The following is a 26,864-nucleotide window of genomic DNA, read 5'->3' as shown; positions in this document are numbered from 1 at the left end:
TTGTGCATGTGGAATCCGGTGGCGGCGTGAGCACCACCGACAGCAGCGAAGTCGATGCCTCGGCGGGCGTCGATGCCCAGGAGCGCCGGCGGGACGAGGAGCACGCGGCCGTCGGCCGCAACACCGTTGCGTTGTTGTTGAGCCGCCTCGCCATCGCGCTGATGGGCTGGTCGGGGACCGTCCTCATCGCCCGGCTGCTCTCGCCGACGGACTGGGGCGTGTTCTCGTTCGTGTTCGGACTTCTCGGGATGATGTCGATCGTCACCGATCTCGGCGTGGGCCGAGTGGTGCTGGGCAGGCTGATCGAGTCAGACGACGAAGAAGCCGATGTGTTCGCGAGTTCGTTTGTGGGCCTGCGGGCGGCACTTGGCCTACTCGGGTACGGGATCGCGGTCGGGTACGTCGCTGTCATGGGTTACCCGGGTGAGGTGATCCGGGCGACCGCGCTGGCCGGCCTCGTTGTGGTCATCGCCACACCCAGCCACGCGCTGTCAGTCCTGTACCAGAGCCGGTTGAAAATGGTGACGGTGGCCGCGGCGGAAGCGTTCGCCCAGTTGTTCCAATTGATCCTGACCATCCTGATCGCCACGACCCACCCCGGCTTGATGATCTTCATCCTGCCCGCGATAGCGAATGAGATCTTTTCCGGCACCTGGAAATTGATCGGCGTCCGACGCGGATCGGCCGGGCCGCGCGTCACCAAATCGCCGCGTATCAAACTATGGCGCGAGATGTTGGTGGAAGCCATTCCGCTGAGCATCGGATTGGCCATGATGACGCTGTTGTCCAAGGTCGACGTTCTGATGCTGGGCAAGCTCGACCATTTTGATTCGGTCGGCCTGTACAGCGTGGCTTACAAGTTCGCCGACGTGCTGTCGTACGCGGTGCTGGCCGTAGTGACCCCGGTGGCAACGCTGTTGGTGGCGGCGTGGCCGCTGTTGACCGACGATTTCCGGGGCCGGGTGCGCTCGTCGGCGGTGACCATCGGACTGCTGACATGCCTTGGAGTCGTGGGTATGTGGGCGTCTGGCGACGAGATCGTGTCATTCCTGTATGGCGACCGGTTCGGCGTGTGTGCAGACGCCGTCCGCATGCTGCTGGTCGGCGCGGTGTTCGCGGCGCTGTCCCACCTCATCCTGGTTGCCTTGGTTTCCGCCAAGCGCCAACGTGCCTATCCGTGGGTGGCATGCAGTGCGTTGGCACTCAACGTCGGTCTCAATGTGTATCTGATTCCGCGCTTTTCGTTCAACGGTTCAGCCGGCGCCACGGTCATCACCGAGATCGTGATGTTTGTCGCCATGTGGGTGCTCGCGGCGCGGACCATTCCGATCGACCGGCTGATACCTGTCGCCAAACTGCTGTTGATCGCCGCGCTGACGGTCGCGGTGTGCGCGCTCACCGAGGTCATCCAGGGACACGTGCCCTGGGTGGTCGTGGCCGTGTGCTCGGTAGTGCTGTTCGTCGGCGGTGCGTTCGCGCTGAGGCTGCTCGATCGCCAGATGCTGTCTCGACTGCGGCCCGCACGGGCGGCGTGACCGTGGCCTCGATCGTTTTCATCAACCGGGCCGGTCGGGTCTCGGGTGCGGAAGTCGTTCTGCTGCGGCTGATTCGAGTCGCTTGCGAGCGTGGCGATCAGGTGTGCGTGATCAGCCCGGTGGGTGTGCTGGCCGAGCGACTTCCCGAGGGCGCCGAGCACGTCGAGATCGAAGAACTCGACCTCGGCGGCGCCTCGGGGGTGGCGCGGTTGATGGCGGTCGGCACGTTGGTGCGGCGCTGGCTGCGTGCCGCGGTGGTCATTCGCCGTACGGTTCGCGCCGACGACGTGGTGATCGTGAACTCCCTATTGGCGCTGCCGGCGGCCCGCCTCGCGCGGCTCCGGCAAGGGGTGTCGTGGCTCGTCCACGACACCATCGATGAAGCCAAACAGCGCGCGATGATCCGGATCGGCAAGCCGGCCGTGCGCCGCGCGGTGGCGGTGTCGCCGCCTACGGCGCTGCCGGTTCAAGAGCTCGGGCTCGACGTCTCGGTGTCGCCGTTAGGGGTCGACATTCCAGGCGTCGTCGCGCGCCGGGGCGAGCGTGCACAGCCGGTGGTGGGCATCATGGGTGTGATCACCCCGTGGAAGGGTCACCGGGTGCTGCTGCAGGCGCTCACCCGCGTACCGGGGGTTCAGTGCGAAGTGGCGGGCAGCGCCTTCCATGCCGACGATGATTATCGCGCTGAGCTGCAACGGTTTTCGGACACGGAGTTGGGTGGTCGGGTTCGTTTTCTCGGCCATGTGGATCCGGTCGCGGCCGTGCTGAGTTGGGATGTGTTGGTCAATGCCAGCACCTCACCGGAGGCGGGCCCGATCGTAGCGCTTGAGGCGATGAGTGTCGGCGTACCGGTGATCGCGACCGATCATGGCGGCAGCAGTTGGTTGTTGCGCGACGGTGCCGGTGTGTTGGTTCCCGTCGGGGACGCGGATGCTTTGGCCGCGGCGATCACCCGCGTGCTCGAGAACCCTTCCGGCGTCGCCGAAATGATCGAGCGGGCGTACCAACGGGTCTGTGCCGTCCACGATGCGACGCTGGCGTTTCCGGCGATGCTGGACGCGTTGCTACCGGCGTCCGTCAGCCCGAATCAGTAACGGCCCGAACCGCTGCCGCTCGGTCAGACGATTACTGGCGTGCCTCCCTTGGTGATCCCGCTCGCGCTGTAGCTGCCGCTGGGCGTGTTGGTGTAGAGAATCGGCAGTGCGGTGTTGTCGAAGCTGATGTTCTTGAGGATGATTCCGCTCATACTCGATCCGGTCTCCCTGATCAGGCCGATCTCGCGCTGGGCAGTCAGAGCGGTTCCGGCCACTGAAAGGTTCTCGATGGTGACGCCCGTCGCGGGCTGACCCGCGTTTCCGGCGTAGACCAGGATGGCGCCGTGTACCACGCCCGAGTTGTAGTTGGCGCCGGTGACGCTGCCGCCGTTGATGATGATGTTCGATACGCCCATCGTGTTGTAACTGGGTTCGGACGCCACGTAGACACCGGCGCCATTGGTGTTCGAAACCTTGATGTTGTTGTACGTAATGTTCTGCCCGCCAACCACAGTCACGCCGCGACCCCAGGTCGTGCCGTTGACGATCGGATTGTTGATCGTGATGTTGGAGCAGATCGTTCCGTCCGCGACGTAGGACACGACGGACACCCCGTCGTCACCCGTGTTGTTCGTGACCGGATTGTTGACGACGCCGTCGTGCGCGCCGCCTGTCATCGAAATGCCATCCGCGCGTGAGTTGTTCACCGTGATGCCGGTCAGGTTGAACCAACCGGCACCCAGGACGTACACCCCGGCACCTGCGGCGCCGTTGATCGTCACATTGCTGATCGAGTCGTAGTTGCCCTCGATCAGCAACTTGTGCTGTTCATTCGCGTAGTAGCGCGGGCCGGTCAAATTGGCACCGAGCGTGAGATTGCTCATCGTCACGTGGTCGGCGAGAACTTCGACTGCCGAGGTCGCGTCGTTGGTGGCCTGCAGCGTCGCGCCGTTGCCGTTGATGGTCAGCCCCGAAACCGTGATCTGCAGAACTCCCGAGTGGTAGAAGGTCTTTGACGCCAGGGTGAGCGTTGAGCCGGCCTTCAGATTGCTGAACACGTCCTGCAGCACGGCGGTGCTGTCGCCCGTGATCGGCGTCGCGAGGACCGGCACCGTCACCGTCTGGGACACCTTGGACGATCCGCTGCTGGACATGACGGTGAAGCTCGACGTGTTCGCATTGGCCGACACCGCGGACAGGTCACGCGCGAGTTGGGTTGGCGTGTAGGTGAATGTCCCGTTGGAGTCCACTGTGACCGTGCCGTAGTTCGGTTGCGATGACACGGTGTACGTGATCGTCCCGGTGCTGCGGTTGATCACGTTCAACGACCCCGACACGGCGCCGGTCGTGGCGTCCGGCGCACCGATCGTCGGCGTGCCCGCGACGAGCGTGCTGCGCGCGGGCTTGACCGCGGTGACCGGTTTGAGGGCGCTGAGGAGGGTGGCGCTGGCGGGGGCCAGGTCGGTTGTCGTGGTCTGAGCCGCCGTGGGCGATGCGATGGTGGGAGCTGTTGCGGCCGTGGGGGTCTGGCTGGTGGTCGTGGTTTCGAGTTGGCTGGCTGCACGTCGTACCCACGCCGCGATCGTCCATGCGATGGGTGAACCGAGTGGGGTCGACGGCGCGTTGCCGTTCGACAGCGGACCGCTTGCGGTGGTGATGCTCGCCGTCGTGGGCACCTGCACCGTCGGAGTTTTGATGCCGGTTGAATCCAATTGCACGTGTACCGCGGTCGCGGCTGCCGTTGCTCCGCTGGGCGCTGCCGAAGGCGCTTGGGCTGGGATCGCCTTCGGTTGTGACGATGAGGCCCCGAGGGCGCCGAGAGTTGGTTGCACGCGGGCGGATACCGGTCGCGATGTAGTTGGTGCGGCGGTTGTCTGCACCGAAGTTGGTTTGCGCAATGAGGGCGACGTTCCTGCTGATGGTGTGCCGGCTCCGGTGGTGTTCGGGTGTGCGGAACCAGTTCTCGGATTGCGTATGTGGTTGCGTCCCCGTCCGGATGGACCGCTCTTGTCGTCATCCGACGAGGACTGCGACGCCGGCGCGGTGGTCGGCTTGGTAGCCGCGGGGGACTGGGGGTCGTTGTGCTGTGGAGCTGTGGACGTGGTGTCCGGTGCTGCGGTGGCTGTACACGTTCCGGCACTACTGGCGATGGCGGTGCCTATGCCCAGCGCGACTGCCAATGCGCCGACTCGCCCGATGCAAAAAGTGACGTCCATTTGCCGACCTCTCGCCGCTGTGTCAGGCCGCAGAGCTACGCGGCCGTCATTTGTCGCAACGATGATGACGATCATTTGTCGGGATGTGTGGTGTTTGAAAAACAATCTCAGAGAATTGGACGTTGCCGGTCGGCTCGAAAATTCGCCAAAATCACTGTTCGGTGACGCATTATTCGGCAAATACGCAGCGTAACTATTATTCGTACTAATAGTAGGTTTTTGCCAAAGTGTCAGTTACGGTTCGATTTCTTTGCTGGTGGCGACCCTCGGCGGGTTCGTGCGGCCAGCATGTCGACCATGCGCATCGGTTTGCTGGCAGTGGCACCGGCGATGAACTAACCGGGAGTCGGGTGCGTCGGATCGATCGTCGCTACGCAGCCGGGACGATTCCTACATCAATGTTGCCGGTTCTATTTCAGCAAATTCAGAGCTAATTCGAACCGACGTCGATGTGCTTGCCGTCGTTGGTCCAGTTGGCAATTGTGTAGCTGGTTGCGGGCACGTTGCTGTAGAACGGTGCCACGGTGGTCGCGGTCAGGTGGATGTCGGACAATCTGATTCCGTGGATCGCCTGATCCCCGCCAGTGGTTTCGTCGACAATTGCCACGTTGCGGTTGGCGTGGGCGCTCGTGGCATTGACCGTCACGGCCGAGACTTCGACGTCGTGTACGAATCGCCCGCGGTTTCCTGAGTACACGAGAATGGCGCCCTGCTCGATGTTGTTATCCCAATTGGCGCCGGTCACGGTGCCATCGGCGACGGTGACCCGTTCGACGGATCGCGTGTAGAACGGATTGCCCTCGTTGGCGATGTAGATGCCTGCCGAGCTGGTGTTGGCCACCGAAAAATGTCTGATGTCAACGTTGTTTCCGCCGACCACCGTGATGCCACGTCCCCATCGGGTACTGCCGACGGTGATGTTCCTTTCGACGATGTCGTGGCATGTCGCCGAGTCATGGTCGTACGACACGACTGCGACACCGTCGTCGCCCGTCTGGTCGGTCTTGACGTTGTCCACCTGACCGAAGGCTGAGCCGCCGGTCATGTGCAGCCCGTCGGCGCGGGTGCCGATGATGGTCACGTCTCGGACGACGAAATGCTGTGCGCCACTGAGATAAATCCCTGCGCCGGCGGACCCCACCACGGTGACGTTCGAAATGGTCGCCTGCTGTCCTTTGACGACGAGCTTGTGCTGTTGCTCACCCATCCACCGTTTGCCTTCCGTGGGTGCGCTGAGCGTCACGTTCGTCACGGTGATGCCGTCGCCGAGAATGTCAACGGCGGAGGTCTCGTCGTTGGTGGCGGTGATCGTGGCCCCGTTGCCATTGATCGTGATGTTGGGGGTCCGGACCGTGAGCATGCCGCTGTGGTGATAAGTCCGAGGCTCCAGAGTCAGGGTCGCGCCGGGTACGAGCGCGTCGAACTGTGCTTGCAGAGACGCGGTGTCGTCGCGGTAGTCACCGTTGTCCGCAGCCGAGAGCGGCTTGCAACCCACTGCCATCATTGCGATGGCTCCCACCGCTGCCAGCACTGCCTGACCTCGCACGAGGCATCCCTTCCCGACAATCACGGCAAACTATGCCTCGGTTGCTTCAGCCAGATTGTCTCGCGCCGGCGTGCCCTGCGCTCGGCGATCAGTACTGCCGCGATCACCGCGACGAGGCTGACCCACGCGTAGGTGACCCGCCCTTGGACCCAATACATGTACCGCGGCCATTCGACGAGTCCGGTGAAGAACATCGGGTAGATCAGCAGGCCGCCCAGGCTGCCTCGGCAGAAGTGGCGGTACAGCAGTCCGGCCACCATGCCGAGTCCGAAGAAGAACACCAGGCCGCCGATCGGGCCATAGTCGACGAACGGGGCTTCGTACCCGCTGGGGTTGTTGAACTCGGGGTTCGCATATTGCTCGAGGGCTTGGAAATAGGGTGATTTCGGGTCGAACGTCTTTGGGTATGGCCGATCATGGCCGCCGAGGAGCTCGTACAGTCTCACCTGGTAGATGCCTTGGACCGACCAGAACGATTCAAGGGTGTCGTAGGGTAGCCGGCCCGGCCAGCTCATGTGGTCGATGATGACCGCGCCGTTGTTGATGGCTGTCGCGTAATAGCCCGCGAGGCGGTTCAGCACAAAAGTGGGGAACGAGTCCTCACCGTGCATTCGGTAGAACATCCACGAGCGGAAGTACTCGAAGAAGGCGAATGTACCGACCACCAGCGCGATTCCGGCGATGGGAATCGTTCGTGCGATGGTGCGGCGCTTGCGGTCCCGGGTGGCAAGCCAGGCCGAGCCGACGACGACGATCGGCACCACCAGTTCCAGGATCGCCAGGCGCTCCGAGTAGATGTACGAGCGAGGTACCGACAGCGTGAGGACGATCAGAAGCTTGGCCAGTTCGGCGCGGGTGTACCCGTGCGCCAGAAGAATCGACGAGACGACGACTGCCGCGATGCCGACCTGGGTGAGGGCGGTGACTCCGGGGATGTTGCCGATCGCGGTTTTCGCCGGGGCGTCCCATGGGTGGTCGGATCCGCCGAAGAGTTCTGCGGGCCCGAGTCCACTCTTGACGATCAGAACAGCGAAACCCACGTAGCCGGCGACGGTCAGCGTCGTCAGTACGGTACTGGCGCGTTCGAGAGTCGCGCGCCGCAGTGCTGATAGTGCCGGCCAGACCGCAATCAGATTGTCGCGCGACGGCATTGACGCGATGACGATCATCGCGCCGAACGCGAACGCGAGCACGCCGCATTCGAACAGCCACAACATGTTGTCCGACACGAGCTTCGGCTCCTGCCAGTACGTCCGGAATTGCTGATCGTTGATAGACGCGGTCAGCAGGATTGCGCTGGAGCCGACGGCGAGCGAAACGACTGCCGGTGACAACCAGCCCAATCGCAGTTCGCCACCTGTGCGGGGCCGGACTGTGGGACGGACGCTCGTTGCGGTCAGCATGCTGCGATCACCGTGATGCTTGCCGGCTCGATCGGGGTGTCACGCGCGGGTCGCCACGATGGAAACCGGTGCGTCCCGGTGTGCGATGGCCCGTGCCGCGATGTCGACATCGTCTGCGGTGTCGAATCCGATCCGAACGACGACGATGATGTGGTCCGCATTGTCGGCAGTCTCGACCGCTACGGGTGTACTCCAGGTGTGCCCGTCGAGGATCGCGGTCTCGGCGCTGCTGGCGTCGCTGTCGCCGTTGATCAGGTCTGCTGTGGCCACCTCGCCGTGCTCTCCCGCGGCGAACGCGATGTGCCGTGCGACGGCGGTACTGCCTGAATCCGCCGATGCTCCGACGACGAGGATGTTTCCCGTGCGTGGCAGGGGGAGTTGCGCGTAGACGGCCCGCGCCGCGACTTCGTCAACCTGCTCGCCGAGTCGGAGGACGGGCCGCAGCGCGAACCTGTCTTCCCCGTCCAGTTGAGCGACCGACGTGACGGTGCGCGAACGAGTGCGCCACACCATGGCTCCGGCCAGCGCGATGATGCCTCCGATGAGCCCTCCGCCGATCGGGCCGATGGCAGACGAGGAGAGCAGTCCGGTCGACGTCGTGATCCTCGTCGGTTCGACGGTCTGAATTCCGGGTGCCCGCAGCAGCTCCACTTCGAGTGAAGTGCGCCTGAAGTAGAGCTGGACCAGCTCATCGGTCGGGCGGCCGGCGTTGGGTTCGCTTGCTCGCTGGGCTTCTTCGAGCTTCGGGATGACAGCATTGACGGCGTCGAGGCTGGCCTGGTAGCGCTGCTGGTTCTGATCGAAGATGTGACCGGTGAAAGCAGTCACCGCGGTATCGACAACGTGGCGGGCGTCGTCCGGGTTGGCTGCTGTGGCCGACAATGTGACAAGGTTCGATTTGCCGGCCTGCGATGCAGACACCTGGGGTTTCGTTCCTTTCGCGAGTTTCTTCGCGACGGAATCCAGGTAGCTCGGCGAGGACAGGTACGCCAATTCTCCGGACATGTAATCCGGCATCGTGTTGAGCAAGGGCTGTGTGCCGAGCATGATCTGGTTCGCCTCGATCGGCTCATCGACCCGGATAACCGTGCTGGCGGTTACGTCCTTGCTTGGGGCGAAGGCAAATGCGCCGATGAGGGCGCCGAGTGCGATGCCGACCAACGTGATCGGCCACAGCGGCGTGATCCACCTGGAAATAGCAGTCCTACGTCGCTGTTGCACGTCGGCTCCCTCCAAACCCATTCGTGTGAGCTAGACAGTAGTGAACGTGCCGCGATATGGCAAATTTTCTGGCCAATCAACAGGCATCGCTATAGGTTGTCATCAAGGGCGACGGTAGGCGGTTCATGACAGTGTCCAAATTGCAATAATATGATGTGTAACAACATATTTCGTAGATTGGCATCGCCTCTGAATGGGTGTGATTCAGGTGCGCAAACTATTGCTGAAATCACCAGTCGTGCAATTACAGCAACAGAAGCGCAGGGCATGTGCGGGTCACTCTGCGCGGATTGACCGGGTGTCGCCTTCGCCGCAGACCGCCACCACCACAGCTGCGGCGTGGCACTCGGCGTGCGTCAGCGACAGCGAGATCTGATGCCAGTTCTGCGCAGCGGCCAGCTCTGCGGCCGAGCCGGTCAGCCGAAGCGTCGCAAGGGGCTTGGACGTGACCACCTCGATCTCCGCCGGCACGAAGTGCGCATCGGGGGCCGAAAACGCTTTTATGGCTGCTTCTTTCGCGGCAAATCGGGCTGCGAGCCGGGGCAGCTGATTCGGGCCGGCACACGCGGCGAGTTCGCCGGCGGTGTAGATCTTCGAAAGGAACCGCGCGCCGAACGTCGACACGGAGTATTCGATCTCGCCGAGGCTCACCACGTCGCAACCGATACGGATGCGATGCCCTGGTATCTGCAGGTCGGGAGGAATCATGTCAGGCTCCGGATCAGGGTGCGTGCGCGCAGGTCGATCGATCCGACCGTGCCGGTGGGTGTTTCATTGCCATCGTGACGGAGTAGCGGTATCTGGCGAGGCAGCCGTGGAGCCAGATCGAAATAGTTGTCGCCTGCAGACCAACCTGGAATGTCGACGTCGACGTACCGCACCGCCACCTCGGACAGCAGTTCGAGGACCCAACCGTCGTCCGTCTGACGCGAAGCGGTGGCCGTCACCGACGATGCGAGCTGCCGGCCCGCGGGATTGGTGATCAGCACGTCATGCAGTGTGGGGCCGCCGTCGAATGCCGCCGTGACTTGCACGGCATCCGCGGTTGGCGGGCCGAACTTGAAGCCATGAGACAGATCACGGAACCGGCCGGATAATTCTGCGTCGGCAAATGTGATCGACGACGCCGCCGGCACCGCGATACTCCGTGTCACGTCGATGGTCACGCCCGCGGAACTGGTTGCGGTCAAAGTCAATTCACCGTGCAGCGCCGCGTCGGTGTCATTGTGAATATCGACTCGGATGCCGGCGAGGCCCTCGTCGGAAAGCAGAACCGCCACAGGTGCCCACACCCTGCCAAGTACCGACAGCGCGGGTTTCGCGTGGCCGTCAGAGTCGAGCAGGCCCCATCCGGCGCCGGGGGTCAAATCTCGGCCGGACAGCACCAGCGCGCCGCTGCAGCCGGAATCTGCGCGCCGCCAGAACGCGAAGCATTCACGCATCGCGGTGGCGACTGCCAGCCGGCCCAACTGCAGGTACCGCTCGGGATCGGTGCGGCGGACGGCCAGCAGGTTTTCGCCAAACACCGCCTGCGCGTAGAAGTCGCGGACATCTTCGAAATCCCACGACGATCCGCGGTCCCTCGGTACACCCGTCTTCCACTCGGGGTGATGACCGGCCACTGCGGCGGAACCGAAATGTCGCTCGATGTGGTCGAGCATCGGCGGGTTGGAGAACGCGAGACTCTCGGCAGCGAACTGGACTCCTGCGCTGCGTACTGCGGCGATCGGCTGCAGGTAGCCGCCGACGCCGAACCAATGCGCTGTTCCGGTGTCCGGCCGGATGGCCAGATCGCCGCTACCCGGTGGCGGTGCAGGTGTGGACCGGACGTAGTGCGCGTCAGCATGTTCCGCCACGGCCGCGGGTAGCAGTGAGTCGATCACCTCCATCGCGGACTCCTCGTGGCTGAGCCCCATCATCTCCGGCTGTTGGAGCGTCTCACTGCCGCCGCTGACCACCGCCAGTGCTGGATTGCCCGAGACCCGTTGCAGGACTGCGATCAGTTCTCGAGTGATCAGTCCGCCGTGCTCTGCCGGCGGATCAAACGTCGCCAACATGGTGTCCTGCCAGACCAGCAGTCCGGCCTCGGCGCAGGCCTGCCAGAACTCGTCTTGCTCATATGCCAGGCCGCCCACGACCCGCACCATCGTCGCTCCCGAAGCGGCGAAGGCCTCGACCTGGTCGGAGATCTGAGCGTCGTCGGCATACATCCGCACTGGATCCGGAGGGGACCAGGTCGCGCCCCGACAGAAGATCGGAGTGCCGTTCACGCTGATCCGGAATCGTTCGTCGGACACCGAAATCGTTCGGAAGCCCACGGTCATCTCGGCGACTGCGACCCCGTCGGCTTCGACGGCGACCCGATAGAGATGCTGTGGGCCATAGCCATTGGGCCACCAGAGCAGAGGTTCGGTGACGGTCACATCGAATCGGAATTCACCAGCGGCCGGGGTCGTGGTCTCAGCGGCAATGCTCCGGCCGGACGGGTCTCGGAGGGTGAGCCGGATCGATGCGGCGTTGGTGGTACCGCGCACAGTCACCACGTTGCCTTCGACCCGTGCTGTCGCCTCGGTATGAATGCGGGTCGGTACAGCGGTCACCGGACGCCAAATGCCCACGGGGGCAGGGAGCTTCCCGTAGACCGGGGCCCGTCCGATCAGCGTGCTCCGAGCCCACCTCAGGCCAGGCGTGCCGACCAGGGCCGAACGCCACCGCCCTCGGGGGCGGCGAGTTCTCAGCCACTGATTCATCGAACCGAAGCGGATCGTCACCTCGTGATTGCCGGCATCACAGTCGATGCGGGTGGGCAGGAACATCGACTCGCATTCGCCGACCGGTTTGCCATCGAGAAATACCGTGGCCGGAAAGGTCAGTCCTTCGAAGTCGATGCTCGTCGGCTGCTCGACCGCCAACGTGGTCCGACACCACCAGTCGTAGTCGTCGGGATTCCCCTGCTGCACTGTTGCCACGGTTGCCGGTGCCTCGAAAACCGTTGCAGTACTCCATTTGTCGGCCAACTCGTCGGGCCGCGCGATGGTGTCCGGGTCGCACCGCAGCACCTGCCAGCGCTCCAGCATCGGGCTAACCTACCGCGTCGGCGATGACGTCGAGTGCGAGCTGCCAGTTGCCGGCCATGGTCGTGAGGACGGGGGACACGTCAGCCTTGCGACCGCTGGCGACGCGGGACATCTTGAACTGCAATGATTTTGCGTTGGCGGCCACCTCGTGCAGCGGAGCTGCTGCCGCTGCCGCGCCAGGGAAGTCGTTGTCGAGGTGCTCGGCCAGATCAGCAAGCAGTTCGGCGCACGCTCCGCACTGCCGCAGCGATGCAAAAGCCCACAAATGGAAGCGCTCCATGCTTGCGTCGGGCAGCCAGGTCGCGGCGTGGTCGACACATGCGGCAAGGCGATCGATCGGATTACCGTCCGGTCGGCGCGAAAGGTGCTCGCGCACAATGCTGGCCAGGGCACCGGGCTGAGCGCGGTCGGGAAAGTGCCGGATCACCTCGATATAGGGCGGCAGCGGCAACGCGGATTCGGCGGTCAGGCCGAAGACACCATCGAAGTCGTCGCCGCCGAGTTCGAACAGTCCGGCGTTGTGCAGGTACCACAGTCGCCGGTTCGCGGGGTCGATCCGAACCGGGGTGATCGTGGTCTTGACGTGCTCGGTGCGGTACGCGGTTCCAGCAGTGTCGGCAAGCCACCAGCTGTCGACCTCGACCGTGTGCAACACACCGCGTGGAGGCCCTGTTTCGATCAGCTCAAGCACGGGGAGCCACGAATTCTCCTCGTCGACCTCGATGCCGTAGAGGCGGCGCAGGTCCTCGGGTTGCTGTTTGCCGAACGTCCAGCTCAATCCGTCGTGATCGGCGGAAAGTAGCGCCGCGAAGGTCGGAACGGGGTCCAGCCCAAGGCAATTGAGAACTTCGATCCACAGGTCGAGGTAGCAGTTCGTCTCAGTCCAGATGCGTTCGGGGCCATGGGTGAAATGCTGTTGGTAGTCCCCGGGGACGGCGTCGATCCGCAGGCCCGTTGCGGTCTGCGGCACCGCGGCGAGTGACATGTGCCCTACTTGGCGAGGGTGGAGACGACGGTCTGGATGTTCTGAATCGAGGCGAAGGTGGATTTCTTGAGGGCTTCGTCCGGGAATTCGATGTCGAACTCGTCTTCTAGCGCAAGCATGACGTTCACCGACGCATGGGACGTGAGGCCCAATTCGTAGAGGTCGGCATCGTCGGCCACCCCGGTTGGGTCGACGGCCATTCTGCCGTGCGCCACCAAAACCCGCTCGATCGTTTCCCGCATGGTTCTATCATACAGAGTAAGTTCTGATTGTAGTTCGCTGTGGCTGTTACAGCTAACTCACACGCCGCCAGAATCCAGGTTGTCGGTGGCCATCCCGAGGGAGTCGATATGCCCGACCATGACGGTGCTGCCGCGCGGAGTGCGCCGGCTATCCCGGGACTCGCCGACGCTGTACGCGCCGCCGCCGACGCCGCCGCCGACGTCGACCGCGATGCGCGCTTCCCTCATGAGGCTGTCAATGCACTCAAACAGGCAAAACTACTGTCGTGCGGGCTTCCGCCCGAGCTCGGTGGTCAGGGCTATCGGATCGGTGAGCTGGCGGTCGTCGCCCGGTCGCTCGGGGCTGCGTGCAGCGCCGCCGGCATGGTGTTCGCGATGCACCAGACGCAGGCCCTGGTGCTCGCGAAGTATGCCCGGTCGGGACCTGCGGCGGGGCTCGCAAAAACGATTGCAGCAAATGAATCACTTATTGCGTCAGCAACCACGGAGATCACCACGGGCGGTGATATCGGCTCGTCCACTTGTGCGGTGGTCACTGACGGAGACGCTGTGGTGTTGGACAAGAACGCGCCAGTCATCTCGTACGCGGAATTCGCCGACTACATCGGCGCGACTGCGCGGCGCCATCCTGACGCGGCCAACAATGATCAGGTGCTACTGCTGTGCCCGTCTGCCGACACTCGTCTAGAGCGCACGAGCACGTGGGACACCATGGGATTTCGTGGCACCTGCAGCCCGGGTTATCTGCTTTCGGCTCGGACCTCACCGGCCAATCTCGTGCCGGCCGACTACGCGAGCATCCTGGCCACCACGATGTTGCCCGCCTCGCATACGCTCTGGGCGTCAGTCTGGCTGGGTATCGCAGACGCGGCATATGCCAAGGCTCGCACCACGGTTCGGCAGGCTGCGCGCAAAGCACCGGACAAGACCGTGCCGCAAGCGTCGCTGCTGGCCGACTTGACCGTCACGCACCAGAGTTTCGAATCGATGGTGCTGCACGAGGTCGGGCGCTATCAGGCGTTGGTTGAATCCGAAGCCGCGGAGGCGACGATCAGCTTCATGGTCGCCATGAACAATCTGAAGATTGCCGCGTCGACGGCGGTGATCGAGGTGGTCACCGAAGCGCTGAAGATCGTCGGCCTCAACGGCTACCGCGAGGACCACGCATTGAGTATGGGGCGGCTGCTGCGGGACGCATTCGGGCCGCAGCTGATGGTTTCCAATGAACGCATCCGATTGAACAACGCCAATCTTGTGTTGGCCTACCGGGGGTAAAGGATCTGAACATGACTGGCGACTCGCTTGAACTGGCGCGCAACCAATTTCGTAATGAGCTGATCGGTGCCGGCCTGCTGATCCCGCTGGGGATCGACGGACTCTACGGCCGTGGCGGAGACTTCGAGAAGATCGTCGACGGCATTGATTTCGCAGTCCGTGGCAAAGGTGCAGCGGTACACGGAGACGACGCAGCAGTGCTGAGGTTCCCACCGCTCTACCCCCGTGAGGCTTTCGAGAAGACCGACTACATCGCGTCTTTTCCGAATCTGACCGGCTCCATCTCGACGTTCGCCGGCGGCAACACCGAACATCGGGCATTGCTGGCCGATCGCGATGCTGGTCTGCCGTGGGACGGACATTTGAGTCCGGCTGGCACCATGCTGGTGTCCGCCGCGTGCCATCCCAGTTATGGCACCTTGCCGAAGGTTCTTCCGGCAGACGGCGTTCTGATGGATATCTATGGATACTGTTTCCGCCACGAGCCGGCGATCGACCCGGCGCGGATGCAGGCCTTCCGGATGCACGAGTATGTATGCGTCGGCGCACCCGAGCAGGCAGAGGCCCATCGTGATTCGTGGGTGACGCACGGGATGGAGGTGCTCACCGCGCTCGGCCTGGAGGCTCGGCCTGCAGCCGCCAACGACCCGTTCTTCGGGAGGGTCGGCCGTATGTTGGCGGCCAACCAGAGAGACGAGGATCTGAAAACCGAACTGCTGGTGCGGCTCTACGGTGATCTGGACGACGGCACGGCGGTGGTCTCGGCCAACTGCCACCGCGACCATTTCGGCGACACGTTCGGGTTGTCGACCTCGGACGGCGCAACGGCGCACAGTGCATGCGTAGGGTTCGGAATGGAGCGCATTGCCCTGGCGCTGCTGAGAAACCATGGCCTGCAGGCTGATTCGTGGCCGTCAGGCGTCCGGTCCACGTTGGGCTGGTGAACACCGCAGACAGGACTGGGTCCCGAACGATGGATCGGGGACATCGTTCGGGACCCAGGGTCTGATGGGTGGTGTATCTCGCGTGGTTAGTAGGCGCCGTCACCTGCGACGACGGTGCGGATTGTTTTGGTGATGATGAGAATGTCTTGGAGTAGTGACCAGTTCTCGACGTAGCTGAGGTCAAGGCGCACAGCGTCTTCCACTTCTAGGTCGGAGCGGCCGCTGACTTGCCAGAGTCCGGTGAGGCCGGGTTTGACGGTGAGGCGGCGGCTGACGAGGTCGTCGTAGGTGTCGACTTCGCGGCGGACTTGGGGTCGGGGGCCGACGACACTCATCTCGCCGGTCAGCACGTTGAAGAACTGGGGGAGTTCGTCGATGCTGAATTTGCGGATGATCTTGCCGACGGGCGTGATACGGGGATCGTTCTTCATCTTGAAGAACATCGCGTTGCCGCCGTTGGCGGCGATCATTTCGGCCTGACGGCTGTCGGCGTCTTGGTACATGCTGCGGAATTTGGTCATCCGGAATGGCACGCCGTCCATGCCGATGCGCTCTGACTTGTAGAAGATGGGTCCGGCGCTGGTGAGTTTGACGGCGATGGCGGTCACGATCATCACCGGTGCGATGGCGATCAGGGCGATAGTTGCGAATAGTACGTCAAAGGCTCGCTTGATCAACGAATTGGCTTGGCTGTATTGGGGTTTGGCGATCTCGAAGACGGCCATGCCGGCGACCGGGCGGCTGGTCAGCCGCTGGTCGGCGATGTCGATGAGGCCGGGGGCGACCATCAGGTCGACTCCTTGCTCCTCCAATTCCCACATCAACCGGCGGATGGCGACTGGGCTCAGGTGGTGAGTGGCGGCCAGGGCGACGGTGTCGACGCCGGTGCGTTGGACGGCGTCGAGGATGGCCTCGTCGCTGCCGACGATGGGGATGTCGTGGCCGGCGACGCTGATGACCTCTTTGCCGTGGATGGGTCCCATGGGGGTGCAGAAGCCGACCACCTGGTACCCGACCCATGGATCCTTCGCGAATTCGGTGGCGATGTCGGCCGCAGCGCTGGTGGCGCCAACGACGAGCAGGTGGCTTTGGTCGAGGCCGTTGCGGTGCCTGCCGGCGTTGATGCGGCGCCAGGCCCAGCGCGTGATGATGAGCCCGGTCAGGCCTACGGGCAGCGCGATGGCCAGGTAGCCGCGGGAGATGTCCAGACGAAACAGCGTGCAGCTGATGGCGATGAGGCCGAACAACTGGAGGGTGGCGGCGACGAGGGTGACGTATTCGTCGAGGCCGCGGCCGACGACTTTCGGCGACCGGCTGCCGAGGGATAGGAAGCCCATCCAGAGCACGGCCAGGGTGGCCGAGACGGCGATGTAGCGGATGTGGGGGCCGGAGTCCCAGGAGACGTAGACGGGGTGGCCGGCGGTGGTGGCGAACCGCGCAATTTGCCCGAAAATGACAGAACAGCAAATAACTAGTGCATCGCTAAAAATGAGTTTTCGGGCGATTTTTGCGTGACGCTGCTCACGTCGTGAGCGTCCGCGGTTGCTGTGGATGGCCGGTGTCGGCAGTGCCTCGGCCGGTGTGGTGGTGGTGTCGGAGGTGGGCGTATGTCGTGCTGTGACCTGGGGTGTTGCGATGGTGGTGGTCGACATGGCTGCGGTCGGCTCTCTGCTGGGCGGGACACACTTGGTCGGCGCAACCCCGGTGGCCGGTGCTGGGTGAGCCGGCGGCTTTGGGGGTCGTGTGCGTGCCCACGATGGCGACGCACCTCCACAGTTGTGTTAGCAGCTGCAGATTCAGCAAAGTTATACCTATGGTTTGCTTCCGGCAAGTAGGGCAGCTAACCAACCGGTGTTGTGTACCTCACAACGCGCCCGCCGGCCTGTGAGGCGACTGGGATTCGTGGGCGTAGGGGCCTGGGCCGCCCGTGCGATCGGCAGCCAGATGCCGACCGGGTGATGCGTGGTGTCGGCGACCGATTGCCTCGCCGGGCTGACCGGGGCGCCGCGGCGTCGTTGTGGCAGCTCGCCGGCGATCGGCGCAGGTCGATGAGGTGATCGGCCGCGCAGATTGTCGAGGTCCGGCCTGAACATTTGTCGCTGATGTGCAATTTTGGCGAATCGACAGAACATTGCCAGCGAGCTATAGCTAGCCACTTATCGCAGATCTATGCCACTATTTGGTGCCATTACGTACTTGCGCATGCAGTGACAGCAAAGATTCTGCCAAACAAAGTTGCGACCGGAGGTCGGGATGGCCGAGTTCGACTACATCGTGGTCGGAGCAGGTGCTGCGGGGTGCGTGCTAGCCAACCGCCTGTCCGCCAGTGCCCACAACCGGGTGCTGCTGATCGAAGCCGGCGGCCGCGCGAGCAGCCCCTATCTGCGAGTGCCCAAACTCGGCAGTCGGCTGTTCGACAATCCTCGGTACGTCTGGCAGCACCAGACCATCCCGTTCGGCCCTGACAGCACCGCCGAACTGTGGCCCCGCGGCAAAGTTCTGGGCGGATCCAGCTCGGTCAACGGCATGGTCTACAACCGCGGCCAGCAAGCCGACTTCGATGAACTGGAGCGGCGCGGCAACATCGGCTGGGGTTGGGATGACATCTTGGCCACCTACCGCAGTTTCGAACACAACACCATCGGCAGGTCGTCGAGCCGGGGTTTCGGAGGCGAGCTCGCGATCAGTGTCGTCACCGACCCTGACCCGATCTCGCTGGCCACCATCGCTGCCGGCACCCGCCTGGGCATGCGCTACCTCGACGATCTGAATGAATCGGACGAACCGCGGATCGGACTGGCCCCAGCCACAATTCACAACGGTAGGCGAGTCAGCGCCGCTACCGCATTCCTGAGCCCGGTGCGCGGCCGCCCCAACTTGCGGGTACTCACGGGCGCCACCGCAGAGCGGCTGGAGCTGACCAGGGGACGGGCCACCGGAGTGGTGATTCGCCAGGGCTCGACGTCTACCGTCGTGCGGGCGAATTGCGAGGTGGTGCTCAGCCTCGGCGCGCTTGGTTCACCAAAGTTGTTGCAGCTCTCGGGTATCGGGCCGCGCGAGACGTTGGCCGCCGCGGGAGTGCCGCTCTACCTGGAGCGCTCACACGTTGGTCGGCGGATGCGGGACCACCGGACGCTGGTGAATACGTACCGGCTCAATCGGGACATCGGACACAACCGGCACTTGTCGACCATGCCGGGCAAAATCCGGTCCACGATCAAGTACGCCGCCACCGGTTGCGGACCGCTGGCTGCACCGGCCGGCGACGTGCTGGCATTCTTCAAGACCGATCCTGATCAGCCGCGGGTCGACGGCCAGATGCTGATCACCGCTCTGACGCTGTCCGGTCACGGCGGACACGTCGAACGACTGCCAGGTCTCTCGTGCATGGGCGAAATCCTGCGGCCGACGTCCGAAGGCAGCGTCTGGATCAGCTCAGCCGATCCGGACGAACCCCTGATGATCGACCCGAATTATCTCGCCACCGCGCACGACCGCGCCGCGGCTGTCCGGGTGTTGCGAACCATGCGTGAGGTGTTCCGCCAGTCCCCGATCGCCGCGTTGGTCGAAGCGGAGCTGGCCCCCGGCGACGACGTCCAGTCTGACGATGAACTCCTGTACAACGCGATGGCACAGGGGCTCACCGGGTTCCACGCCATCGGAACCTGCGGCATGGGACCCGACGACGACGACGTGGTCGATGATCAACTGCGCGTCCGCGGCATCGATGGACTTCGTGTCGTAGACCTGTCGATATTGCCGATCATGGTCGCGGGCAACACCAATGCGCCCGCGATGGCAATGGCCGCCCGAGCTGCCGACCTCATCCTGGATACTCCCGCTGGCGGACTCGCGCTCGTAGGCCCGCGCGAACGCCAGCCGCGAGCCACTCCGTGGGCGATGTCCCGCTAGCTGCGGCATCACTCGTCGCCGACAACCCCATCGGCCGCTCAGTATCTCCCCGGGATCCGCTGTTGCATGTCACGATGGAGGCAGGGCAAACAACCGAGCGGTGTACCGATGAGCGGTATCGACAAAGCGTTGGGGCGCGTGGTCGCGGTCCTCGTACTGCTGTTCGTTGTCGCCGTCGCGCTGCGCGGATATCTGCCGGGTGTTGGTCACCCACACCCAGACGAGCCGACGCACAGCACCGCGAGCGTGGTTGGCGTGGACACGCTGCTCATCGTCTCGGTCGTCATTGTCGGGATCGGCGTCATCTCGTCGCTACGGCGCCCACGGCCGGCCGCCGCGTCGGCCCCCTTCGCGCTGCCAGGCTCGTTCGAGGGCAAGCTCGGGTGGAAGCCGGTGCGCAGGGTACTGCTGATCGGGCTCGGCGCCCTCCTGGTGTGGCTGGCGCTCGTCGTCCTGCTCTCCCACCTGCAGCTGCTGCAGCTGCCCGACCTCCCGATCTCGGAAGGCCCGTCGAACAAGGCGCCGGGCGGCACACCGCCCACCGCAGTGCCGCCGCCGGCTCCGATGCCGGTGCCGCCTCCGCAACCCGAGCACAGCGTCTTCGGCTACCTGCTCGCCACCACGGCGGTGATGCTGCTGCTCTGGGGTGCTGCCGTCGTCGTCCGCAGAAGACGGCAAACCAACGAACCTCAGCTGCCGATCGACCACGCCTACGAACCGCCTGTCGCCGCGTCCACACCGGAATCGCTCACGCGCGCGGCGGAATTCGGCCTTGCCGAGATCGGCGATCGCAGCCGAGGGGCGCGTGAGTCGATCATCGCCTGCTATGCGGCGATGGAGCGCGCCCTCGCGGACGCCCCCGGCGCCGAACCACAGGATTCCGATACGCCCTCCGAAGTGCTGGCCCGTGCTGTCGAACACCACGCATTGCATGCCGGCAGCGCAACCGAACTCGTGGCATTGTTCGCCGAGGCCCGTTTCAGCCCGCATGTCATGTCCGAACGGCATCGCGACATCGCTGCGGAGGCGCTTCGCCGGGTGCTGGCCGAGTTGCGGAGCCTGACATGAAGCGGCTTGCGATCGTAGGGATTTCACTGGCGGTGGGAGCGGAGCTGATCACGCTGCTACTCGGCGATCGCCGAGTCGTGGGGTGGGTTTCAGCCATTGCGGCGGCGCTCGTATTGCTGGCCGTCCGCCGCCGACTGGCCGACCGTGGACCGGCGCCGGCTGAACCCATCGCGAACGACGCGGAGGAATCGTTGCGCGACTGGATGGTTCGCACCCACACGCTGATCCAGTGGTCGGAATCCACGCGCGGCGACTGGGACCACCACTTGCGGCCCACCCTGGCCCGCGAATTCTTCATGGCCACCGGCGCGCAGCAGGCCAAGGACCCGGCCGCGATGCAAGCCACCGGCCGGATGGTCTTCGGGGATCAGTTGTGGCAGTGGGTGGATCCGCAGAACATCCTCCGTTCCTCTCGTGGGGAGCCGGGCCCTGGCCGGGCCACGCTCGACGAAATCCTGCACCGATTGGAGCGGCTATGACGATGCCGGCCGAGTTGACGACGGCCCATGCCGAGGCGGTGCTCGACGAGATCGAACGAGTGGTGGTGGGGAAGCGCGCGGCGCTCACCCTCATCTTGACCTCCGTGCTGGCGGGTGGCCACGTGCTCATCGAGGACCTCCCCGGACTGGGAAAGACGTTGATCGCGAAGTCTTTTGCCCGGGCGCTGGGACTGAGCTTCACTCGCGTGCAATTCACCCCGGACCTGCTGCCCGCCGATCTGCTCGGCTCGACCATCTACGACATGCAGTCGGGCCGGTTCGAGTTCCGTCGCGGGCCGATCTTCACCAATCTGCTGCTGGGCGACGAGATCAACCGCACGCCGCCGAAGACTCAGGCTGCGCTGCTGGAGGCGATGGCGGAAAGCCAGGTGAGCATCGACGGCGAAACCCACCGGCTGCCAACGCCCTTCATCGTTCTTGCCACGGACAACCCCATCGAATACGAGGGCACGTACCCGCTACCGGAGGCGCAGCTGGACCGGTTCGCGGTCAGGATCGAACTGAAATACCTGTCGGGTGCGGACGAAACGGTGATGCTGCGCCGGCGTCTGGAACGCGGGTCGGCCGAACCGATAGTGAAACAGATTGTCGACGCGCATGACCTGCTCGCCATGCGCGAGTCGGTCGAGCAGGTGACGGTGCATGACGACGTCCTGCACTATGTGGTGTCGCTGGCGGCCGCCAGCCGCAATCACCCTCAGGTGGTCGTGGGCGCCAGCCCGCGGGCCGAACTCGACCTCGTTCAACTCGCGCGTGCACGTGCCCTGCTGTTCGGCCGGGACTACGTGATTCCCGAAGACGTCAAATCTCTCGCCATTCCGGTGATTTCGCACCGGATCAGCTTGAAACCCGAGATGTGGGTGCGCAGTGTCCACGGCAGCGACATCGTGGAGCAGCTGTTGCAGCGCCTGCCCGTGCCGCGGACGCGCGGCGGGCCGGCGTGACGAACGTGACCGAGCCGCGCGAGGTCGAATTGCGTTGGCGTGCCTCACCGCTGACATTGGCCATCGCGACATGCGCGGCTGTGGCCCTCGCCGCGGCGGTGCTCGGCCCCCGCTGGCAGCTGATCGCCTTCGCGGCGCCGCTGCTGGGCGTGCTGTGCTCGATCGGTTGGCAGCGTCCGGCCGCCAAGGTGCTTGTCGAGGGGCAGCCGGCCCTGACGCGATGCTTCGAGGACGACGAGGCCCGGCTGTCGGTGTCGGTGACGACGGCAGCGCCGAGCGTCGCGTCCGAGGTCACGGTGTCGGTCGAATCCGGAATGGATATCGAGGTTCTCGAAGGCAGTTCCGCGCAGCTGAAGACGGTTGCGGTGTCGGCCGAACGATGGGGCCGTTACCCGATCCGGGCCACGGTTGACGTCGTGGCCGGCGGCGGGCTGTTGGCAGGGACAGGCACCGTGGACGTCGCCGAAGTCTTTGCCTTTCCCATTGCCCCGCCGCAATCGACGCCGATACCGCGTATCGAACTGCCTGACCGGCTCGGCACCCATCTCACGCGGCACGTCGGCCCGGGCGTCGAGTACGCCGACGTCCGCGCCTACCTTCCCGGCGACCAGCTGCGCACCATCAACTGGCCGGTCAGCGCTCGCCGGGGCCGGCTGCATGTCACCGAACGGCTGACCCACCGTGCCGCCGATGTGGTCGTTCTCATCGACACCAGCATGCAGCCGCCCGGCCCGGCGAGCGCCGCGATGGAGCGGGTCGTGCTCGGCGCCGCCCAGGTGGTGCAGAGCGCCCTGCGAAACGGTGACCGCGCCGGCATCGTCGCGCTCGGCAGCCTGCGCCCGCGGTGGATCGGCGCCGACATCGGCCAGCGCCAGTTCTATCGGGTGCTCGACGCCGCGTTGTCCGTGGGACGTGAATACGAAACCACGACAGGCACATTGGCGCCGCGCGCGGCCGTGCCGTCAGGCGCGATCGTGTTCGCCTTCTCGACCTTGTTGGATACCCCGTTCACGCTGGCGCTGACGGAGTTGCGTGGACGCAGGCACACCGTGGTGGCCGTCGACGTTCTCGAGGGGCCGCCCTTCGACGCCGAGCAGGACTCGACCCTGGCCCGCATGTGGGCCTTGCAGCGGCACGCGATGTATCGCGACATGGGGATCGTCGGAGTGGACGTGGTGCCCTGGCCGTCGGCCGTCACGCTGGATCAGGCGCTGCGGCTGATGCCGGTTCGCCGACGGACAGCGAGACGGTGATGCGATGACGACCACCGCGCAGGCCGGGTGGAGCCAGCCGGGTGCCCGGGTCGTTTCGACCGGGTTCGGCGTCCTGATGGTCGCTGCGGCAGCTGTCGGGACACATGGCCCGGCGGCGGTCGTTTCGATGGCGGCGCTGGCGGCGGTGGGAGCCGGACTGCTGTTTCGGGCGGCTGCCACGGGCGCGGTGCTGCTCACCGTGGTCGCGCTGGCTCTGTCCGACGCACCTCCGGTGGTCGCGGCGCTGTCGGGACTTTCAGCGGCCACCTACCTGCTGATGCGGCATGCCGCCGGCTCCGGTGTGGTCACCATGACCAGACCGACATTGGTTGCCATGCTCGGGTTCACGGCCGCCGGGGCGATCGCCACCACGTTGAATCTCGACCTGCCGTGGCTACCGCTGCTCGCGCCGCCGGCGGTGGTCGCCATCTACGTGCTGGCCTTGAGTCCTCACACCGATACCAAAATCCAGATCGCGCCGACCGACCCCAATAGAGCTGCGCCATAACAACATAGCGCGATCGCGCGATCGAACCTGCCCAGCTGGAGCGCATGTTCGAACGTGAACCGGAAGCGGTGCGCGGCATGCCACAGCGCCAGCACGACGACGCCGATGAGAACCAATTTCGTCACCGGATTGCGCACGATGGCCGGCAGATGAGTAGGCGCATCGACCACCCCGAGCGGCACCAGCAGCCCGAACAACAACATGGCCGCGGGCAGCACGAGGGCGGCGGCCATCCCGCCCGCACTGAACAGCAGCCAGAGGAACGGCTCGGGTGAGGGGCGGCGGCGCGCGGACGTACTCATGTCAATGCCACCCACGCGATCACCGCGGTGACGGCCAGCCACGCCACGTAGTGGGCCGCGAGAACCGTACGGGCCGAAATCCGCTGTCCCCGTGCATGGATCACCATCGCCCGTGGGGCCAGGCTGAACCAGGTGACGGCGTGCAACAGCAAGAACGCCAACGCGACGACGTTGAGCGCGACGACCGGGGGAGTGGCGGCGGTGCTCAGGAAATCGCGATACGCATCGCCGCCCATGCCGACCGCGCGCACCAACAGCACCAGGTACCCGGCAGACCACGCGACGAAGACGCAACTCAGTTCGCGGAGCATGAACAGCAGGTACGAGCGTCGTTTTGCCCACCAGAGCCTGGGCACCGGTTGACGGTACGGTCGGGCGGAGGTGGTCATCGCGTCCCCCTGGGGAACACCAGGTGCTTCACCGAATGTGTTGCCGCCGTGAGCTTGTAACGCTGAATCGCCCCCGCCGGGTCGACTCCCTTCGGACACGCGGTCGAGCACTCGCCGACGTACGTGCAGGCCCATGCGCCGTCCGCGGCGGCGAGCACGTCCCTGCGGTCCGCCGCGCCGTCATCGCGCGAATCGAGGTTGTAGCGTTGTCCCAGAGCGATTGCCGCGGGGCCCAGAAAGTCGGGGTCCAGCGCGTACACGGGGCACGCCGAGTAGCACAGCATGCAGTTGATACACATGCTGAACTGTTTGTATTCGGCCAATTCGGCTGGGGTTTGCAGGTATTCGCCGTCGTCCACCGACTTCTCGTCGTCCCGGATGATCCACGGCTTGACCTTGGGCAGCTTGGCCATGAAGTCGCTGATGTCGACGACGAGATCGCGGACTATCGGGAAATTGCGCAGCGGCTCAACCCGAACCGGACCGGGCAGATAGTCGACGAGGAATGTTGCGCAGGCCAGCTTCGGGTCGCCGTTGACGGTCATTCCGCAGCTGCCGCAGATACCCATCCGGCACGACCAGCGGAATGTCAGGGTGCCGTCGAGGTGATCCTTGATGTAGTTCAGGCCGTCCAGAATTGCCCATTCCCGGGTGAGGGGAACTTCGTAGGACTGGAACACCGGTGTGGTGTCGACCTCCGGGCGATATCTGGTGACTTCCATGACGATTCGATCCGCCATCGCTCATCGTCTCCCGTCTCGTCCGGGCTATCGCCCGTAGACACGTTCACCCGGCGGCCACCGAGTGATGGTGACCGGGTGGTAGTCGACCCGTGAGGTGCCGTCGGATTGCCGACGCACCATGGTGTGTGCCAGGAACCGCTCGTCGTCGCGCTTGGGGAAGTCGGTGCGCTGATGCGCACCGCGCGACTCCTCGCGATGCAGCCCGGACTCCACGATTGTTTCTGCGATGTCGAGCATCCCCGACAGCTCGAGCAATGCCGTCAGCTCGGTGTTGAACGTGTGGCTGTGATCGTCGAGGCCGGCGACGGCGAATCGGGCCTTCAGTTCCCGGATCTGGTCGACGGCCTTGGCCAGCGTCGGTCCGTCGCGATAGATGCCTGCCGCTGTTTCCAGAGTGGTTTGCATGGCGGTGCGGATGTCCGCGATCCGTTCACTGCCCTCGCGGCGACGGGCGAGCTCATGTTCCAGCCGGCCCGTCTCGTCTCTCGCCTGTGCCTGCACGGAAGGCGAGGCGGTACCGGCGGTGGACACGTATTCCGCGGCGGCGCGGCCGGCGCGGGCACCGAAGACCAGCAGTTCGGGCAATGAGTTCGATCCGAGCCGGTTGGCGCCGTTGATGCTGACGCATGCGGTCTCCCCGGCTGCATACAGACCGGAAAGTGTTGTGGCTCCAGTGATGTCGGTGTCGATGCCGCCCATCATGTAGTGCACCACCGGCCGCACCGGGACGAGTTCGGTGACGGGGTCGATGTGCTGGTAGTCGCGGCACAGCTCACGGACGAATGGCAGTTTGGCATCGATCAGCTCGGCGCCGAGGTGTCGCAGGTCGAGGTAGACCACGGGACCGTAGGGGGTTTCGTCGGTGCGGCCCTTCTCTTGCTCGTGGACGAAAGCCTGCGACACCCTGTCGCGGGGTCCGAGTTCCATGCTGCGCAGCTGGGGTTTCGGGGTCGGCTTGCCGAGGTCGTAGTCCTGCAGGTAGCGGTAGCCATCCTTGTTCACCAGCCAGCCGCCCTCCGCCCGGGCGGCCTCGGTGATCAGGATTCCGGTGAACGGCAAGCCCGTTGGGTGGTATTGAACGAACTCCATGTCCTTGAGCGGTGCGCCGGCCCGGAACGCCAACGCCATGCCGTCGCCGGTCTTGATATTGGCGTTCGTGGTGAACGGAAACACCCGGCCGCACCCGCCGGTGCACACGATGACCGCGTTGGCGAGGATGGTTTCGATGCGTCCGGTGGCGAGCTCGATGGCGACCACTCCGCGCACCCGGCCGTCATCAACGAGAAGCGTTGTGGCGAACCACTCGTCGTAGCGCACGATGTCGGGGTATGCCAGCACGCGCTGAAACAGGGTGTGCAGCAAGTGGAATCCCGTCTTGTCGGCGGCAAACCAGGTGCGCAACTTCTTCATGCCGCCGAATGCGCGAACGGCAATGTGCCCGTCCGGTTTCCGGCTCCACGGGCATCCCCAGTGTTCGAGCTGCAACAGTTCGCGGGGTGCTTCGGCGACGAACGCCTCGACCGCGTCCTGGTCGCACAGCCAGTCGCCACCGGAGATCGTGTCGTACGCGTGCTCGTCGAGACTGTCATCGTCGCCGACCACGCCTGCCGCGCCGCCCTCGGCCGAGACCGTATGACTGCGCATCGGATAGACCTTCGAGACGATCGCCACTGACAGCCGGGGATTCGTGTCGGCGACCGCGATCGCAGCGCGCAGACCCGCGCCGCCGCCCCCGATCACCACGATGTCGTAATTGGCGGTCATCGC

24 protein-coding genes are annotated in these 26,864 nt (G+C 64.7%); 10 read left to right on the top strand and 14 right to left on the bottom strand.

Translation table 11 applies throughout. From position 1 onward, the window contains the following. The first annotated feature begins 26 nt into the window (after window positions 1–26). Window positions 27–1,535, top strand: coding sequence for a flippase (locus A7G45_RS24105; protein WP_260940738.1), 1,509 nt, complete (start codon window positions 27–29; stop codon window positions 1,533–1,535). Beyond that, the gene (locus A7G45_RS32580) at window positions 1,532–2,629 is read left to right on the top strand and encodes a glycosyltransferase family 4 protein (protein WP_260940736.1); all 1,098 of its coding nucleotides are present in this window, start codon (window positions 1,532–1,534) and stop codon (window positions 2,627–2,629) included. Before A7G45_RS24105 ends, A7G45_RS32580 begins: the two co-directional genes overlap by 4 nt. 23 nt (window positions 2,630–2,652) lie before the next feature. On the opposite strand, the gene A7G45_RS24095 is transcribed toward A7G45_RS32580, so the two are convergent. The 9 genes from A7G45_RS24095 to A7G45_RS24055 form a co-directional block, all read right to left on the bottom strand. After that, window positions 2,653–4,251: a right-handed parallel beta-helix repeat-containing protein gene (locus A7G45_RS24095; protein WP_260940734.1), complete on the bottom strand. Its 1,599-nt coding sequence runs from the start codon at window positions 4,249–4,251 to the stop codon at window positions 2,653–2,655. A 964-nt stretch (window positions 4,252–5,215) separates the two neighbouring features. Beyond that, window positions 5,216–6,331, bottom strand: coding sequence for a right-handed parallel beta-helix repeat-containing protein (locus tag A7G45_RS24090; protein ID WP_260940733.1), 1,116 nt, complete (start codon window positions 6,329–6,331; stop codon window positions 5,216–5,218). Between the two features lie 20 nt (window positions 6,332–6,351). After that, window positions 6,352–7,734 carry an O-antigen polymerase gene (locus A7G45_RS24085; protein ID WP_260940732.1) on the bottom strand — a complete coding sequence of 461 codons (1,383 nt, stop codon included), beginning with the start codon at window positions 7,732–7,734 and terminating at the stop codon, window positions 6,352–6,354. A 39-nt stretch (window positions 7,735–7,773) separates the two neighbouring features. Beyond that, window positions 7,774–8,955: a GumC domain-containing protein gene (locus A7G45_RS24080; protein ID WP_260940730.1), complete on the bottom strand. Its 1,182-nt coding sequence runs from the start codon at window positions 8,953–8,955 to the stop codon at window positions 7,774–7,776. Window positions 8,956–9,231: 276 nt separating this feature from the next. Next, the gene (locus tag A7G45_RS24075) at window positions 9,232–9,663 is read right to left on the bottom strand and encodes a phosphopantetheine--protein transferase domain-containing protein (RefSeq protein WP_260940729.1); all 432 of its coding nucleotides are present in this window, start codon (window positions 9,661–9,663) and stop codon (window positions 9,232–9,234) included. After that, a complete protein-coding gene (locus A7G45_RS24070; RefSeq protein WP_260940727.1) occupies window positions 9,660–12,032 on the bottom strand; it encodes a glycosyl hydrolase 2 galactose-binding domain-containing protein in 2,373 nt (790 codons plus the stop codon). The genes A7G45_RS24075 and A7G45_RS24070 overlap by 4 nt, the downstream gene beginning before the upstream one ends. 4 nt (window positions 12,033–12,036) lie before the next feature. After that, window positions 12,037–13,017: a DUF1839 family protein gene (locus A7G45_RS24065; RefSeq protein WP_260940725.1), complete on the bottom strand. Its 981-nt coding sequence runs from the start codon at window positions 13,015–13,017 to the stop codon at window positions 12,037–12,039. Between the two features lie 5 nt (window positions 13,018–13,022). Then, window positions 13,023–13,259: an acyl carrier protein gene (locus A7G45_RS24060; protein ID WP_260940723.1), complete on the bottom strand. Its 237-nt coding sequence runs from the start codon at window positions 13,257–13,259 to the stop codon at window positions 13,023–13,025. A 57-nt stretch (window positions 13,260–13,316) separates the two neighbouring features. Beyond that, a complete protein-coding gene (locus tag A7G45_RS24055; RefSeq protein ID WP_260940893.1) occupies window positions 13,317–13,487 on the bottom strand; it encodes a hypothetical protein in 171 nt (56 codons plus the stop codon). On the opposite strand from A7G45_RS24055, the gene A7G45_RS32575 reads away from it, so the two are divergent. Continuing rightward, window positions 13,410–14,534 carry an acyl-CoA dehydrogenase family protein gene (locus tag A7G45_RS32575; RefSeq protein WP_260940887.1) on the top strand — a complete coding sequence of 375 codons (1,125 nt, stop codon included), beginning with the start codon at window positions 13,410–13,412 and terminating at the stop codon, window positions 14,532–14,534. The genes A7G45_RS24055 and A7G45_RS32575 overlap by 78 nt on opposite strands. A gap of 11 nt (window positions 14,535–14,545) precedes the next feature. Then, the gene (locus tag A7G45_RS24045; RefSeq protein WP_260940721.1) at window positions 14,546–15,478 is read left to right on the top strand and encodes an amino acid--[acyl-carrier-protein] ligase; all 933 of its coding nucleotides are present in this window, start codon (window positions 14,546–14,548) and stop codon (window positions 15,476–15,478) included. An 86-nt stretch (window positions 15,479–15,564) separates the two neighbouring features. Here the strand turns inward: A7G45_RS24045 and A7G45_RS24040 are convergent, their stop codons facing one another. Further along, window positions 15,565–17,130 (bottom strand): sugar transferase, encoded by a 1,566-nt coding sequence (locus A7G45_RS24040; RefSeq protein ID WP_260940719.1) that lies wholly within the window; start codon window positions 17,128–17,130, stop codon window positions 15,565–15,567. A 601-nt stretch (window positions 17,131–17,731) separates the two neighbouring features. Between A7G45_RS24040 and A7G45_RS24035 the strand changes: the two genes are divergently transcribed. The 6 genes from A7G45_RS24035 to A7G45_RS24010 all read left to right on the top strand — a co-directional run bounded on the left by A7G45_RS24035 (window position 17,732) and on the right by A7G45_RS24010 (window position 23,663). Beyond that, on the top strand, window positions 17,732–19,390 hold the full coding sequence (locus A7G45_RS24035) for a GMC family oxidoreductase (RefSeq protein WP_260940713.1): 1,659 nt from the start codon (window positions 17,732–17,734) through the stop codon (window positions 19,388–19,390). 108 nt (window positions 19,391–19,498) lie between these two features. Then, window positions 19,499–20,458 carry a DUF4129 domain-containing protein gene (locus tag A7G45_RS24030; protein ID WP_260940711.1) on the top strand — a complete coding sequence of 320 codons (960 nt, stop codon included), beginning with the start codon at window positions 19,499–19,501 and terminating at the stop codon, window positions 20,456–20,458. Beyond that, a complete protein-coding gene (locus tag A7G45_RS24025) occupies window positions 20,455–20,937 on the top strand; it encodes a hypothetical protein (RefSeq protein ID WP_260940710.1) in 483 nt (160 codons plus the stop codon). The genes A7G45_RS24030 and A7G45_RS24025 overlap by 4 nt, the downstream gene beginning before the upstream one ends. Continuing rightward, on the top strand, window positions 20,934–21,902 hold the full coding sequence (locus tag A7G45_RS24020; protein ID WP_260940709.1) for an AAA family ATPase: 969 nt from the start codon (window positions 20,934–20,936) through the stop codon (window positions 21,900–21,902). Before A7G45_RS24025 ends, A7G45_RS24020 begins: the two co-directional genes overlap by 4 nt. Window positions 21,903–21,907: 5 nt before the next feature. Next, on the top strand, window positions 21,908–23,155 hold the full coding sequence (locus A7G45_RS24015) for a DUF58 domain-containing protein (RefSeq protein WP_260940885.1): 1,248 nt from the start codon (window positions 21,908–21,910) through the stop codon (window positions 23,153–23,155). Window positions 23,156–23,159: 4 nt separating this feature from the next. Further along, a complete protein-coding gene (locus tag A7G45_RS24010; protein ID WP_260940708.1) occupies window positions 23,160–23,663 on the top strand; it encodes a hypothetical protein in 504 nt (167 codons plus the stop codon). On the opposite strand, the gene frdD is transcribed toward A7G45_RS24010, so the two are convergent. From frdD to frdA, 4 genes are read right to left on the bottom strand one after another with little or no spacing between them, the layout of a single operon-like run. Beyond that, window positions 23,606–23,965, bottom strand: a complete 360-nt coding sequence (gene frdD, locus A7G45_RS24005; RefSeq protein ID WP_083420331.1) for a fumarate reductase subunit FrdD — start codon at window positions 23,963–23,965, stop codon at window positions 23,606–23,608. The two genes, A7G45_RS24010 and frdD, sit on opposite strands and share 58 nt — an antisense overlap. Then, entirely contained in the window at window positions 23,962–24,354 is a 393-nt protein-coding gene (locus A7G45_RS24000; RefSeq protein WP_276555576.1) for a succinate dehydrogenase/fumarate reductase transmembrane subunit, read from the bottom strand. Before A7G45_RS24000 ends, frdD begins: the two co-directional genes overlap by 4 nt. Continuing rightward, window positions 24,351–25,094 carry a succinate dehydrogenase/fumarate reductase iron-sulfur subunit gene (locus A7G45_RS23995; protein ID WP_071286764.1) on the bottom strand — a complete coding sequence of 248 codons (744 nt, stop codon included), beginning with the start codon at window positions 25,092–25,094 and terminating at the stop codon, window positions 24,351–24,353. The genes A7G45_RS24000 and A7G45_RS23995 overlap by 4 nt, the downstream gene beginning before the upstream one ends. Window positions 25,095–25,121: 27 nt before the next feature. Next, a complete protein-coding gene (frdA, locus tag A7G45_RS23990) occupies window positions 25,122–26,861 on the bottom strand; it encodes a fumarate reductase (quinol) flavoprotein subunit (RefSeq protein ID WP_260940705.1) in 1,740 nt (579 codons plus the stop codon). Between the last annotated feature and the right edge of the window lie 3 nt (window positions 26,862–26,864).

It is taken from the genome of Mycolicibacterium llatzerense, from assembly GCF_025331195.1.
Classification (GTDB): domain Bacteria; phylum Actinomycetota; class Actinomycetes; order Mycobacteriales; family Mycobacteriaceae; genus Mycobacterium; species Mycobacterium llatzerense.
The sequence above is the reverse complement of the archived record's forward strand: the minus strand, read 5'-3'. Positions and strand labels throughout refer to the sequence as shown.